The sequence below is a fragment of the Desmospora activa DSM 45169 genome, from assembly GCF_003046315.1.
Taxonomy (GTDB): domain Bacteria; phylum Bacillota; class Bacilli; order Thermoactinomycetales; family DSM-45169; genus Desmospora; species Desmospora activa.
The window spans coordinates 747,819-761,668 of the sequence record NZ_PZZP01000001.1; the positions used below are offsets into that span (position 1 = coordinate 747,819).

At 49.7% G+C, this 13,850-nt stretch carries 9 protein-coding genes; 6 read left to right on the forward strand and 3 right to left on the reverse strand.

What is annotated here, in order from left to right:
- Nucleotides 1-105 precede the first annotated feature (105 nt).
- Together C8J48_RS03640 and C8J48_RS03645 are read left to right on the forward strand one after the other, a co-directional pair.
- Nucleotides 106-2,469, forward strand: coding sequence for an endonuclease MutS2 (locus tag C8J48_RS03640; RefSeq protein WP_107727569.1), 2,364 nt, complete (start codon nucleotides 106-108; stop codon nucleotides 2,467-2,469).
- 173 nt (nucleotides 2,470-2,642) lie between these two features.
- Nucleotides 2,643-3,281, forward strand: coding sequence for an NfeD family protein (locus C8J48_RS03645; protein ID WP_170105124.1), 639 nt, complete (start codon nucleotides 2,643-2,645; stop codon nucleotides 3,279-3,281).
- A 63-nt stretch (nucleotides 3,282-3,344) separates the two neighbouring features.
- On the opposite strand, the gene C8J48_RS03650 is transcribed toward C8J48_RS03645, so the two are convergent.
- Both C8J48_RS03650 and C8J48_RS03655 read right to left on the reverse strand, forming a co-directional pair.
- Nucleotides 3,345-4,511, reverse strand: coding sequence for a S8 family peptidase (locus C8J48_RS03650; RefSeq protein ID WP_425430442.1), 1,167 nt, complete (start codon nucleotides 4,509-4,511; stop codon nucleotides 3,345-3,347).
- 752 nt (nucleotides 4,512-5,263) lie between these two features.
- The gene (locus C8J48_RS03655; RefSeq protein ID WP_107725000.1) at nucleotides 5,264-6,655 is read right to left on the reverse strand and encodes an RsmF rRNA methyltransferase first C-terminal domain-containing protein; all 1,392 of its coding nucleotides are present in this window, start codon (nucleotides 6,653-6,655) and stop codon (nucleotides 5,264-5,266) included.
- Nucleotides 6,656-6,862: 207 nt separating this feature from the next.
- Between C8J48_RS03655 and C8J48_RS03660 the strand changes: the two genes are divergently transcribed.
- Complete coding sequence (locus C8J48_RS03660) at nucleotides 6,863-8,188, forward strand: short-chain fatty acid transporter (RefSeq protein ID WP_245891054.1); 1,326 nt, start codon at nucleotides 6,863-6,865, stop codon at nucleotides 8,186-8,188.
- A 28-nt stretch (nucleotides 8,189-8,216) separates the two neighbouring features.
- Here C8J48_RS03660 and C8J48_RS03665 read toward each other — a convergent pair whose 3' ends face one another.
- Complete coding sequence (locus tag C8J48_RS03665; protein ID WP_107725001.1) at nucleotides 8,217-9,491, reverse strand: BaiN/RdsA family NAD(P)/FAD-dependent oxidoreductase; 1,275 nt, start codon at nucleotides 9,489-9,491, stop codon at nucleotides 8,217-8,219.
- 136 nt (nucleotides 9,492-9,627) lie between these two features.
- Between C8J48_RS03665 and C8J48_RS03670 the strand changes: the two genes are divergently transcribed.
- The 3 genes from C8J48_RS03670 to C8J48_RS03680 all read left to right on the forward strand — a co-directional run bounded on the left by C8J48_RS03670 (nucleotide 9,628) and on the right by C8J48_RS03680 (nucleotide 13,724).
- Nucleotides 9,628-11,109 carry a spore germination protein gene (locus C8J48_RS03670; protein WP_107725002.1) on the forward strand — a complete coding sequence of 494 codons (1,482 nt, stop codon included), beginning with the start codon at nucleotides 9,628-9,630 and terminating at the stop codon, nucleotides 11,107-11,109.
- Between the two features lie 169 nt (nucleotides 11,110-11,278).
- Nucleotides 11,279-12,970, forward strand: coding sequence for a long-chain-fatty-acid--CoA ligase (locus C8J48_RS03675; RefSeq protein ID WP_107725003.1), 1,692 nt, complete (start codon nucleotides 11,279-11,281; stop codon nucleotides 12,968-12,970).
- Nucleotides 12,971-13,139: 169 nt separating this feature from the next.
- Nucleotides 13,140-13,724, forward strand: coding sequence for a fatty acid metabolism transcriptional regulator FadR (locus C8J48_RS03680; protein WP_107727571.1), 585 nt, complete (start codon nucleotides 13,140-13,142; stop codon nucleotides 13,722-13,724).
- The last annotated feature ends 126 nt before the right edge of the window (nucleotides 13,725-13,850 follow it).

Consider the following 13,850-nt stretch of genomic DNA (forward strand, 5'->3'; position numbering starts at 1 on the left):
TTGCGATCCATTCTAGAACCGGCTTCTTACAGCCGGTTTTTTGTTATAATAACGGAGGATTCAAGCGTTCTGGTTTATTTGTACTGTTCAAGGGGAGTGTTCGTGTTGGATTTACACACGTTACGTACATTAGAATATGATCGCATCATTGGACAACTGGAGGCGTTATCCTCCTCGGAAGTATCCAGACAAGAACTGTCACGTTTGCTCCCGTCCTCCCATGTGGATGAAGTTCGCCAGCGGTTGGCTTGTACAAAAGAAGGAATGGATGTGCTCCGGTTACAGGGGGATCTGTCCTTGGAAGGGTTGAAGGATATCCGTTCCGCCTTGCGCCGTGCGGAGATCGGCGGAGTGCTTTCACCCTTTGAATTGTTGCAGGTGGCAAGTACGGCCGCTTGTGAAAAGCAGGTGAAGCACGTACTAAATCAGATCGACGAGCAGGAAACCCCTCTTCCCATTTTGCGGGAAATGGCGGCGGGTTTGGAGGATTTCTCATCGTTGGTGCGCTCGATTCATTCCGCCATCGATCCGGAAGGGCAGGTAACCGACGAGGCCAGCCCAGCGTTGGCGGGTATTCGTCGCAGTATCCGCCAATTGCAAACGGGGATTCGCAGTTCCTTGGAACAAATTTTGCGTTCCTCTCATTTTCAAAAGATGCTGCAGGAGGCGATTATCACCCAGCGAAACGACCGCTATGTGGTACCGGTCAAACAGGAATATCGCAGTGCCTTCGGCGGTATCGTCCATGACCAGTCGGCATCCGGCCAAACGCTGTTTATTGAACCGGAGACGGTAGTAACCCAAAATAACCGCATACGGGAATTGGAATTGGATGAGGAGCGGGAAGTGGAACGCATTTTGGGTGAGCTGACGCTGTTGGTGCAGGGAGAAACCCATGCGCTGGAACATAATCTCGGTTTGCTGACCCAGGTTGATGTAATTTTAGCCAAAGCACGTCTGGGTAAACGCTTAAAAGGCGTCTGTCCCTCCATCGCCGCGGATGGAAACCTTCGTTTCAAACAAGCGCGACATCCGTTGATTCCCGCGGAGGATGTCGTTCCCATCGATGTTGAGCTCGGTGGGGAAACAAATGCGATCATCATTACCGGTCCCAATACCGGGGGGAAAACCGTCACCCTAAAAACGATCGGCTTGCTGTCGCTGATGGCACAAGCGGGTATCCCCATCCCGGTGGAGGAAGAAAGCCAAATAACGGTTTTCCGGAATGTGTTCGCCGATATCGGGGATGAGCAGAGCATCGAGCAGAGTTTAAGCACCTTCTCTTCCCATATGACCAACATCATTCGCATTTTAGAGCAGGTCGATCAATCCTGTTTGGTGTTGTTGGATGAATTGGGTGCCGGAACCGATCCGACTGAAGGGGCAGCCTTAGCCATCGCGATTCTGGATCATATTTTAAAAAAGGATTGCCGTATGGTGGCCACCACTCATTACACCGAATTGAAACTGTTTGCCCATGCCCGTGAAGGAGTCGTTAATGCCAGTGTGGAGTTTGACGTGGAAACATTAAGTCCCACCTACCGGTTGTTGGTAGGTATCCCGGGACGAAGCAACGCTTTTGATATCGCCCGTCGGCTGGGGTTGTCAGATGAGGTGGTTCAAGAAGCGCGGGCTCAGATCGGTCAGGATGAAAACCAGCTGGAGGAGATGATCGGTTCACTGGCAACCGATACCCGGACGGCGTCTGAGGAGCGGCAACAGGCAGAATCGCTGCGTCAGGAAGCGGAAGGGTTATTGTCTGAGTTAAAAGAACAACGACGTATCTGGGAAGAGGAAAAAGAAAAGCTGCGGACAGCTGCACGCAGGGACGCTCAATCTATCGTCACCCGGGCGAAACGGGAGGCGGAAGATGTGTTACAGGAGCTGCGCGGCTGGGCGCGGCAACAGAGGGGAAGTATCAAGGAACACCAACTGATCGAAGCGCGCAAGCGTTTGGAAGAGGCGGCACCAGAGGCTGAATGGCGCCATACCACTGATGAGACGGAAGCGGACCAGGATCGAGCGATTGCGGTTGGAGATGAGGTGTTTGTACGTACATTGGGACAAAAGGGGAAAGTGATCGAGCAACAGGGCGAGCATCATTTTCAGGTGCAAGTGGGAGCGATGAAGATGAGGGTAGACCGTCGCAACCTGGAGTGGCGCTCAACACCGAAACAGGAGGAAACGACCAAAGGAAGTGCCTCTTATCACCGTTCCTCCGCACCTGTTCGCCATGAGCTCGACTTACGCGGTAAAATGGTGGAAGAAGCGTTGGCGGAGATTGATAAATACTTGGATGATGCTTTACTTGCGGGCTATGAGCAGGTTACCTTGATCCACGGAAAAGGAACGGGCGCCCTTCGCAACGGTGTACAACAATATTTGCATCGTCATGTCCGTGTAAAAGCGTTCCGTGCCGGTGGGCAGGGTGAAGGAGGATTGGGAGTAACCGTGGTCGAATTGAAGTAATCGAATGTGGAGGGATGCGAATGCTGGTACGGTTGGCTGTGATTCTCGGTTCCATCGCTCTTTTATTCTTTATTGTCGGCGTGATATGGTTTTCCTTCAATGCCGTCTAAACAGATAACTTGGGGGTCAGGGATATTCCCACTACGGAAATGAACGGAATGGAGGAAGCAAGTATGGAATTTTTGCAAGCACCCTTTGGTGCCGGATTGATCGTTTTTTTGGCGGGGATGTTGTTGGTGTCGGAATTCTTGGTAAAAGCGAGGGGCTTAGCGGGTTTATCTGGGATCTTATTGCTGGGGTTGTATGCTTATGCCCAAAATACATCCTGGAATATGTGGTCAATCGGGCTGTTGGTAGTAGGGTTATTACTGCTGTTGCTGGATGGGAAGTTGATACAGGATGGAACCATCGCCGGAATCGGATTAATTTTAATGTTGATTGGTTTGGTTGTCCCTACTGGTGATTGGGTGACAGGAACCGTTGTCGGTTTGATGTGGTTTATCGGTATCGGGTTTGGCTTTCTCTCTTTGAAGGTCCTGCCGCGCAGGGATATGTGGGATCGGATTGTGTTAAAAAGCGCTTTTACCAGTGAAACCGGTTATAGCTCCACCAATACCAAGTACCGGGATCTCATCGGCAAAGAAGCGATCACATTGACCGATTTTCGCCCTTCGGGAACGATTGAATTGGATGGTCTTCGTTATAGTGCCATTACTCGGGGAATGTGGATTAAAAAAGAGACGCGGGTACGGGTGGTAGAGGTAGACGGCACTCGTATCCTGATCGAGGAAGTAGAAACGGAAACCGAATAAGCTGCAAGCATGATGAAAGGGCACCGCATCATTACATGCGGTGCCCTTGGTATGAGAAGCGGATCAATAGGTAACGGCACGATAAGCGTTTACTCGCCCGTAGCGCCAGTAAGAGCCGGTACCGGAAATCGAATCGGCAGAGTTTTGGATGGCGGCGCGAATTTGGCTGTTGCTACGACCCTGAGCGGCCAACAAGGCAGCTACTCCCGCCACATGAGGAGCGGCCATGGAGGTGCCGTTCAGGCTTGCGTAGGAGTTGGTGGGATAGGTGGAATAGATGCTGGAGCCGGGAGCGGCCACATCAACCCAAGACCCATAAGTGGAGAAGGAGGATTTGGCGTCGGAAGAAGTGGTTGATGCTACAGAGAGCGCATTCGAATAGTATGCGGGATACTGCGGTGCTGTGTTTCCAGCGTTACCAGCAGCGACAACAACGACGGAACCGCGGCTCCATGCGTAGTTGACGGCACTCTCCAACGATGAGGAACCAGCGGAGGAGCCTAAGCTTAAGTTGATCACATGGGAACCGTTGTCGGCAGAGTGGGTGATGCCGCTGGCAACGTCAGCCAAGGTACCGCTGCCGGCGTTGTTTAAAACCCGTACTGCATAAATTTGAGCGTTAGGGGCCATACCTGCTATGCCAACGCCGTTATTGGTGGCTGCAGCAGCGATTCCGGCTACATGGGTTCCATGACCATTGCCATCATAGGGATCCCAGTTGCGTTCAACATAGTTGTAACCTCGCACCACTTTCCCGCTTAAATCAGGATGATTGTACTGCACACCGGTGTCAACGACAGCAATACGGATGCTGCTGCTGCTACGGGTGACATCCCAAGCTTGAGGGGCTTGAATTCTTTGCGGCCCCCACTGTTGAGAGGAGAAAGCCGGATCATTGGGAGTCCAAGCCGCTTTTACGATATAGTTGGGCTCGACATACTCCACATTGGGGTTTTTCTCATAAGCTTTGATCGCCTTTTCGATGGATTGACCTTTTTCCAGCTTAACCACTTCAAAGCCGACGGCCTGATTGCGCGATTCTACTTCAGCGTCTTCCTGTTGGTGCAGAGCACTTTTGACTGCACCGGCAGTTCCCGGTTTAAATTTAACAATCAGCTCATCTGGCACATAATCCTGCTCTGCTTGTGGCTCCTGCGCAACGGCCACAGAAGGTATGACCAACGTGACAGCCAAGAGGAACGCGGCAAATAGCGATAACCAACGTTTCAACCCAATCACCTCTGAATATATTGGAATGAAAAAAAATTCGACCAAAAGAATCATATTCCTGCAACAAAAAATAAATTTTTATAATATTACTGAAGGGTAAAGAGCGGGGTTGATTGGATAGATTGAGAACATAGATATAAAAAATGGAATATAAAAGCTTTTACAGATAATTAAAAGGAATGATTATTGTTTTTATCTATTATTAATTTATTAAAATAATATAATTTAAAAAGGGGTAATTCAGATTAATATAAAGAAGGGGCGTTATTTTTTAGATAAAAAGCGTTTCACCCATGAAAAAAAGAGCGTTTTTACGCTCTAATTAGAGGTTTTTTCATTTTTAATGATAAGGTAATTCTCTTCTGGGATGGAAGCGAATGTGTATCGGTGATTTTACCATAGTGGAAGGAGGCTGTGATTGCTTCTGTCGAAGTTGTTCTCCCCGCATTTCACTCAGCCATTGGTACAAACAGAGCCATTCCGGATGAACCAATCCCATAAACAGTGGGGGATATAGCGCAAATCGAGGCTTGTGGATACTTCTGAAAGAAGGGGTCACGGTTTGCGTCTCCTGAGCGGTGTTTTTTTCAATGATATATGCTGGCTCAAGCTTGGCTGATTCGCTGTATTTTTTAAAACCCCTCGGCTCCAACATTCAAACCTACATGCCTTGCTGTTTGTCAATGAGAAAGGTTGTTGTACACCTCGGCCTTCCCTCACCTAGAAAATGAACGGACGAATGCTGGATGCTTTCACCCGTCGAGAAAATGGGCATCCCACCGCATCCAGCGGGGCAGATGATTTTTTAATAGCCCGTTGGATACCTTTCCCCAGCCCAGGGGAAAACGATCCACGGTGATCAGGGTCCATCCTTTTTCAGAAGAGGAAGGGATCGCTTCTCCCATCAGATAGCGGTGTAGAACAGGATCATCCGGAGCAAATGAGAGAACCCGTTTGACGTCAACGGGGTTTAAGGTCATCGCCCAGGCGTGAGAAGGGAGAAAATGGCTTCGTTTCATTTGTCCCAGATGAAGCCCGGCCCGTTCGACCACAATCCCTTTTAAAGGGGGCAGATCGTCGCGGGTTTGGTATAGATGATCTCCGAACAGGGTGAACGGCCCCTGTATGGTGGGCTGCTTCAAGTTTTCCCGCATAAATGTCTCAAACAGTTGGACTGCGTCTTTATGCACAGGCGGAAACTTTCCCGGTCGCTGTCTTCTACCTTCCGGCCCTACTGCTTTTTGTAGGCGGGCAACAAAATGGCCCTCTCCCCGCAGATGATGGGGCCATAGACGGGCTGCACGTTCCAGTGCCGGATCACTTCCGGCCCAATCCGGTCGACCGGGTTGAAAATGTTGATGGCCTGGAATCGTTTCCAGGGAAAAATCGGGGTGATTTTGCATGAAGCGACCGATGACTCGCTCATTTTCAGAGGGGTTAAAGGTGCAGGTGGAGTAGACCAAGACGCCACCCGGCTTTAACATAAGAGCAGCCGCCTCTAAAATTTCCGCTTGCAGGACGGCACATTGTTCAGTCGCTTTTATGCTCCAGCGTTCCGCTGTTTCTGGATCCTTACGAAACATTCCTTCTCCTGAACAAGGGGCGTCAATCAAGATGCGATCAAAAAAACCGGCAAAACGGGTGGCTAATCGCTCAGGACGTTCCCCTAGAACGATGGCATGGGATACTCCGCACCGCTCCAAATTTTCCACCAATGCTTTGCGACGGGGAGCCATAATCTCATTGGCGATTAATAATCCCTCGCCTTTCATCTTGGCGGCGATTTGTGTGGTTTTGCCGCCAGGGGCTGCACATAAGTCTAAAACTGTCTCACCCGGTTGTGGTTTCAGCGCTTCTACCGGTGCCATCGCGCTAGGATCTTGGATATAGTACAAACCGGCAGCATGATAAACATGTTTTCCCGGTCGATCGGATTCGTGTTGGTAAAAGAAGCCGGTAGGGCACCATGGGATCGGTTCCAAGGAAAATGGAAAAATGTGCAACGCTTCCTCCCGCGTTATTTTTTGTGTATTGATTCGGAGTCCACGATGAGGAGTGTCTTCATATGTTTTTAGGAAAGCGGGGTATTCAGCACCCAATCCTTCCTTCATCTGCTGTTGATAATCCTGAGGCAATTGCTTCATTCCTCAGCCTCCTGTCTTTGGCGCTCGTTTTATTGTATCCTACCACACCATGGGAGACTACTGATCCAACTCCTGTTGTTTATTTTCCACATTTCGGTTGAAGGGATTGATAAGGCGTTTTGCTGTCATTGATTCCTTATCTTCGAATTTGTAAGATTCCCATTTGTAAAGTATCATAAAAACAATCCAATCTAGGGAGGAAAGCCGATGTTAAAGGGAATGACCCGGTTTTTTGATCGGTTGGTACAACGTTATCTCCCCGATCCGTTTCTGTTTGCGACGCTGTTGACACTGGTGGTTTACGGGATGGGCATAGTGTTGACGGACAGTGGTCCCGTTCAGATGATGCGCCATTGGGGAGAAGGGTTTTGGGGGTTGTTGGAGTTTGCGATGCAGATGGTGTTGGTTTTGGTGACGGGTTATGTATTGGCCAGCAGTCGCGCCTTTCAAACAGGGCTTGCCGCGATGGCTCGCTTAGCACGTACCCCGCCGCAAGCGATTCTATTGGTAACAGTGGTGTCTGCGGTTGCCAGTTGGATCAATTGGGGGTTTGGCCTGGTGATCGGGGCACTTTTTGCACGACAGATCGCCCGGGTAGTGGCGGATGTGGATTATCGTCTGCTGATCGCCAGTGCATACAGCGGTTTTTTATTGTGGCACGGCGGATTAGCCGGATCTGTCCCGCTGACGATTGCGACAGAGGGTCACTTTGCGGCCGAGCAGATCGGTATTGTCCCAACGAGCGAAACAATTTTCTCCGGATTTAATCTTTTTATCTCGATTTCACTTCTCATTGTACTGCCATTGTTAAATCGGTTGATGATGAATACCTACGATCATCCCTATCGGATCGATGCCAAGCTGTTACAAGATGAGTCAGCTGTCGCAAAAGAGGAATCGGAAACGGGACAAACTCCGGCGGATCGCCTGGAGAATAGCCGCCTCATCTCCCTTGCCATCGGCGGGTTGGGGATGTGGTTTATTGTGACGACGTTGATCGAAAACCGCTTTGAACTCAATTTAAATCTGGTCAATTTACTCTTTTTATCCTTGGGCATACTGTTTCACCAGACGCCGCGCCATTTCTTAAACAGTGTGCGGGAAGCGGTTAAAAATGCGGGAGGCATTATTATCCAATTTCCGCTTTATGCAGGTATTATGGGAATGATGGTCTCTTCCGGGTTGGCGGAGCAGATGTCGTTGTGGTTTGTCAGCATCTCCAATGCATTTACCTATCCCTTGTTCGCTTTTATCAGTGCGGGAATCGTCAATTTCTTTGTTCCCTCCGGTGGCGGGCAATGGGCGGTGCAGGCACCGGTGATGTTACCCGCCGGTCTCGAATTGGGGGTGGATGCTGCTAAAACGGCGATGGCGGTTGCGTGGGGAGATGCCTGGACCAATATGATTCAGCCGTTTTGGGCCTTGCCAGCTTTGGCGATTGCCGGTCTGCGGGCCAGAGATATTATGGGATTTTGTATTGTGACGCTTTTTGTAAGCGGTATCATTATTGCGTGTGGATTGCTGTTATTGTGAAAAAAAACGTATCAGGGTGTCCACAATCTCATGTTTGGACACCCTGTACCTGTTGTGCTGCATGCTTGCCGGCGGTAAATCCGGTGCTAAATGCGGCGGTGATGTTGTATCCCCCAGTGTAGCCATGAATGTCTAAAATTTCACCGGCGAAGTAGAGACCCGCCTTCTTTTTCGATTCCATCGTTCGGGGGGTAAGCTCTTTCAGATGCACACCGCCACCGGTAACAAATGCTTTTTCTAAGGGCAATGTGCCGTCGACCCGAATGGGGAAGCTTTTTAACATCGAAAGGAGAGAGCTCCACTTCTCTTTGGACAGCTGGGAGAGGGTCAGATCTGGGTTGAGGCCTGCTCGTTGGATCGTCAGTGATATCATTCGTTCCGGCATAAGGGGTTTTAAACTGTTTTTTAAGCTTTTGTGTGGGGATGATTCCCAACGTTGTCGCAGTTGTTGTTGTAGAGTATCCGCTGAAGTGTCAGGGGAGAGGTCCAACTGCAAAGAAACGGCGGAGGTCGCAAAGCGTTTTAAGGTTTTGACGACAAATTGGCTACAACGCAAGGCGATCGGTCCGGAAAGGCCAAAATGGGTAAACAACATATCGCCGGTATGCTCCACCAACTTTTTCCCTTTGGGATCGACGACGGTTAGTTTCACATCGCGCAAGGAAACGCCCTGTAAAGTTCGATCTTGAATCCAGGGTTCCGCCGAGGTGAGCGGAACTTCAGTGGGAAACAGCTCCGTAATCGTATGGCCGGCTGCTTCCGCCCAATTGTAACCGTCTCCGGTAGAACCGGTTTGCGGGACCGATTTTCCGCCGACAGCCACAATGACGGCGGCTGCATGCAATCGTTTTCCGTCTGCCAGTCTCACCCCTACTACGCGCTCGCCATCAAACAAGAGGTTTTCTACCGGTTTACCGGTTTGCATCTCAACACCTAGCTGACGCAGATGATGCAGAAGTGTATCTACCACTTCCTGTGCCCGATTGGAGACGGGAAACATTCGTCCTTCATCTTCTTCTTTAAGTGGTACGCCTAAATCCTCAAAAAAGCGGATAATATCTCGGTTGTTAAAAGTGGAAAAAGGACTATATAAAAAGCGGCCATTGCCTGGGATATGTTTAATCACTTCCGCCGCTTCCCGATTATTGGTCACATTGCAGCGACCGCCACCGGAGATAGCCAGTTTTCGCCCCAGTTTGTTACCCTTATCTAATAATAAGACCCGTGCCTCGTGCAACCCTGCACCTACTCCGGCCATCAGGCCCGCCGGTCCGCCACCGACGATGATTACATCCGCGTCCATGTCCGTTTTCGACTCCTTTGGTCTCTCTAATGGCATCGTTCCTATTGTAACCGAATCCGTTGTCCCGATCACTGTTGAAAGGGATTTATTCTGGACATAATGAGGGGGAGATGTCAGTCGAGAACGGATGATTAGTATGAAAGCTTCAGAGACCGAACAATGGAAAAGGATGAAAGTGAATAAAAGCTTGAGGGTAAACACAGCGGTATTGGATGAAGTGTTAGGCGTGGAGAAAAGTTTTGATGTGGTAAAACGGGATCTGATCTACGCCGGTAAACGGTTTGCCTTGTACTTTGTCGACGGGTTTGCCAAAGATGAGATTTTAAATCGAGTAATGGAGCATTTGGCACAGCTCAAGCGGGAAGATTTGCTGCCCAGCCCGCTTGATCACTTGGTGAAAACCCATGTCGGGTACCTTGAAGTGGAAACAACGGAAAGCTTAGACGAAGTAGTGACGGCTATATTATCTGGTCCGATCGCATTATTGCTGGATGGGGCAACGGAAGCGATCCTCATCGATGCCCGCACCTATCCGGCTCGCAATCCGGAGGAGCCGGATATGGAAAGGGTGGTGCGTGGTTCCCGTGACGGCTTTGTGGAGACGCTGGTCTTTAATACATCCTTAACCCGTAGGCGGTTGCGCGACCCTTCGCTGCGCATGGAGTATCTCTCTGTCGGTAAGCGCTCCAAGACGGATGTGTGTATTTCTTATCTGGAAGATGTGGCTGATGCCGATCTGGTAGAAACTGTGCGTACATCGATCCAAAAAGTAAAAACGGATGGCTTGCCGATGGCTGAAAAAAGCTTGGAGGAATTTGTGTTTGGGCGTTACTGGAATCCATATCCGATGGTGCGCTATACCGAAAGGCCGGATGTGGCTGCGGTTCATTTGTTGGAGGGGCATGTCTTGATCTATGTGGACACTTCTCCCAGTGTCATCATTACCCCCACCACTTTTTTTCATCATGTGCAACATGCGGAGGAATATCGGCAAAAACCGGTGGTGGGAGTCTTCCTGCGATGGGTGCGGTTTGCTGCTATCTTAACCTCGCTCTTTTTGCTGCCTTTGTGGTATCTCTTGGCGGTGCAACCGGAGCTGTTTCCGCAAGGATTGCACTTTATGAGGCCTGATGAACCGGCAAAGATTCCGCTGTTGTTACAGTTGTTGATCGGGGAGCTGGGAGTTGAAATATTGCGGATGGCTTCCATTCACACTCCCAACCCGCTGGCGACCGCGCTGGGCCTGATTTCGGCGATCCTCTTGGGGGAGATGGCGGTCAATGTGGGGCTGTTTACATCAGAAGTGATTCTGTTCTTGGCAATTGCTGTCATCGGCACTTATGCCACCCCCAGCTATGAGATGGGTTTGGCCAATAATTTGACCCGAATCGCTTTTTTGTTGTTGACGGCAGGGCTGAAAGAATGGGGGTTGGTAATCGGCGTTGTGGGCTGGTTTATTCTGCTGGCGACCACCCGCTCCCTGCACACGCCTTATCTGTGGCCGTTAATCCCTTTTAATGCCAAGGCTTTGTTGGATGTGTTGGTACGATCGCCGATGCCGGTTAAAACCAAGCGTCCCCGCGTGCTTTCACCAGGGGATCCCGATCGCAAAGGCTAGGTTGTTTAAGAAATTGAGTAAGGGTGGTTTTATTGAGTAAGGAAATTCGATAAAATAAAACAGAACCAGTCAGTTATGGTAATGGAGCAACATCCCCGTTTTCCTTGTACAAATGGTAATTTGCACAAAAAATGAATGACTAATCATTCATGGACAAGGAGGGTTTTTGATGGTTGTAAAGGAAAAGCCCTGGTTTCAACACTATCCGGAGCCAACTCCCCGTCAGTTGGATTATCCCAATCATCCGCTCCCTTTTTTTCTGGAGCAAGCGGCGCGAGAGTTTCCTGAGCGGGAAGCGGCCTTTTTTATGGGTAAGCGCCTTTCCTACCGGCAGCTGTTGGAGGATGTTTATCGCATGGCTAATGCCTTGGATACCCTTGGGGTACAAAAAGGCGAACGCGTTGCCATTATGTTGGCCAATTCGCCTCAAGCAGTGGTGGCGTATTATGCGGTGCTTTTTTTGGGCGGAATCGTCGTGCAGACGAATCCCATGTATAAGGAACAGGAACTGGAGCATCAACTGGTCGATGCGGAGGCGGAGACGATCATTTGTCTGGACTTGGTTTATAAGCGAGTGGCCAATGTTCGGCCGCGCACATCGTTAAAACGGGTGATTGTTACCAGTATCAAAGATTACCTTCCTTTTCCGAAGAACTGGCTTTATCCCTTCAAACTAAAAAAAGATGGAATTCAACTCGATGTTCCATATGGCAGCGATGAGGTATACGCTTTTTCAGACTTAAACAAGAAAGCGCTTCCAACTCCAATGGAGTGTCGGGTGGAATCGATGGAAGAGGTTGCTTTGCTGCAATATACCGGCGGAACGACTGGCTTGGCCAAAGGAGCCATGCTGACGCATCGCAATATTGTGGTGAACGTTGTCCAGTGCGAAGCCTGGATGCATAAGGGAAAAAAGGGAGAAGAAAAAGTGTTGGGCATTGTTCCCTTCTTTCATGTGTATGGAATGACGACCGTGATGAATTATGCCGTTTATCTTGCCGCTACCATGATATTGCTGCCCCGTTTTAACGTGGAAGATACTTTAAAAACAATCGCCAAGGAGCGCCCAACGCTGTTCCCTGGTGCTCCCACGATGTATGTGGCCTTAATCAATCACTCAGATATCGGGAAATATGATCTCTCCTCCATCAAAGCATGCCTTAGTGGATCGGCTCCGTTACCGCTGGTAGTGCAGGAGCGATTTGAAAAATTGAGCGGTGGCCGTTTGGTGGAAGGGTATGGCTTGACAGAAACTTCGCCGGTTACCCATGTCAATCCCATCTGGGAAAAACGGAAAAATGGAAGTATTGGGCTGCCTTGGCCGGATACCGATTGTCGGGTAGTGGATCCGGAAACGAGGGAGGAGTTGGAACCCGGCGGTGTTGGGGAGCTGGAGATCAAGGGGCCGCAGGTGATGAAAGGCTACTGGAGGCGGGAAGAAGAGACGAGTAAATCCATGCGTGACGGTTGGTTCCGTTCTGGTGATATCGGCACGATGGATGATGAAGGCTATTTTTACATCATGGATCGACAGAAAGATCTCATTATCGCCGGTGGGTTTAACATTTATCCCCGGGAGGTGGAGGAAGTTCTCTATGATCACCCTTCGGTGCAGGAAGCGGCGGTGATTGGAGTGCCGGACCCTTATCGCGGCGAAACGGTTAAAGCGTTTGTGGTACCCAAAAAAGGAAAGGAGCTGACGAAAGAAGAGTTGGATCAATATTGTCGGGAAAAGTTGGCCAATTATAAAATCCCGCGCTTATATGAATTGCGGGAGGAATTGCCGAAAACGACGGTGGGAAAAGTGTTAAAGCGCGTATTGCAGGATGAAGAGAAGAATAAGTCCTCACAGGAGGGTTGATGGGAGGAGAACGATTCTTCACGTTTTTGCCAGCAACGATCGCAGCGATCGTGTGTGAGGCGAAGAAGCTGGTTTTTGAGCCCCATTGACAGGAAAGGAATGTTGCCATACACTAATTGTTGAATGAATGACCATTCATAAACGATCGAAGGGAAAGGAACCGACTACCATGGCTAAACGTACCGGAGAAAAGTATGAAGCGATTATTGACGCCGCGATCCGGGTGATCGCCGAATATGGATATCATCAAGCCCAAGTCTCAAAAATTGCGCGGGAAGCCAAGGTGGCGGACGGCACGATCTATCTTTATTTTGAAAACAAGGACGATGTACTCATCTCATTGTTTAATGAGAAGATGGGCGCTTTTATCACGGATGTGGAGACGACATTGGCCGATGGTACCTCTGCAGTGGATCAACTGCGGGAGCTGATTCGGCTCCATTTTGAATATCTGGAAGGCAATCGTCAACTGGCGATTGTGACCCAGATCGAGCTGCGTCAATCCAATCCAGAGGTGCGTAAACAGATTGGTTTGATTTTGAAAAAATATTTAAATGTGATCGACCAGGTGATTCAACGGGGAATCGCACAAGGTGTGTTTCACGATGAGTTTGACCCCCGTACCGCCCGTCATATGATTTTTGGAACGATTGATGAGACGGTGACCACCTGGATTATGAAGGATTGCAAATATAGCCTGACTGACCAAGTGGAACCCATCGCTCGCTTGTTTTTACGTGGGATCGGGCGTTGAGCTCCACTCCTTTGACTGATTGCACAAATCCATTTGTATTCCCTTTTAGAAAGGAGGCACGACAGGAGGAAAGAGGGTTGCTCCAAGTGTCTCGATAAGGCGACCCGTGCGCCGTTGATATCCCTC

Bases quoted from the DNA above. Each gene is read 5' to 3' on its own strand.
- C8J48_RS03645 (WP_170105124.1), top strand. From the start codon at position 2,643: ATGGAATTTTTGCAAGCACCCTTTGGTGCCGGATTGATCGTTTTTTTG.
- C8J48_RS03655 (WP_107725000.1), bottom strand. From the start codon at position 6,655: ATGAAGCAATTGCCTCAGGATTATCAACAGCAGATGAAGGAAGGATTG.
- C8J48_RS03660 (WP_245891054.1), top strand. From the start codon at position 6,863: ATGTTAAAGGGAATGACCCGGTTTTTTGATCGGTTGGTACAACGTTAT.
- C8J48_RS03665 (WP_107725001.1), bottom strand. From the start codon at position 9,491: ATGGACGCGGATGTAATCATCGTCGGTGGCGGACCGGCGGGCCTGATG.
- C8J48_RS03670 (WP_107725002.1), top strand. From the start codon at position 9,628: ATGAAAGCTTCAGAGACCGAACAATGGAAAAGGATGAAAGTGAATAAA.
- C8J48_RS03675 (WP_107725003.1), top strand. From the start codon at position 11,279: ATGGTTGTAAAGGAAAAGCCCTGGTTTCAACACTATCCGGAGCCAACT.
- C8J48_RS03680 (WP_107727571.1), top strand. From the start codon at position 13,140: ATGGCTAAACGTACCGGAGAAAAGTATGAAGCGATTATTGACGCCGCG.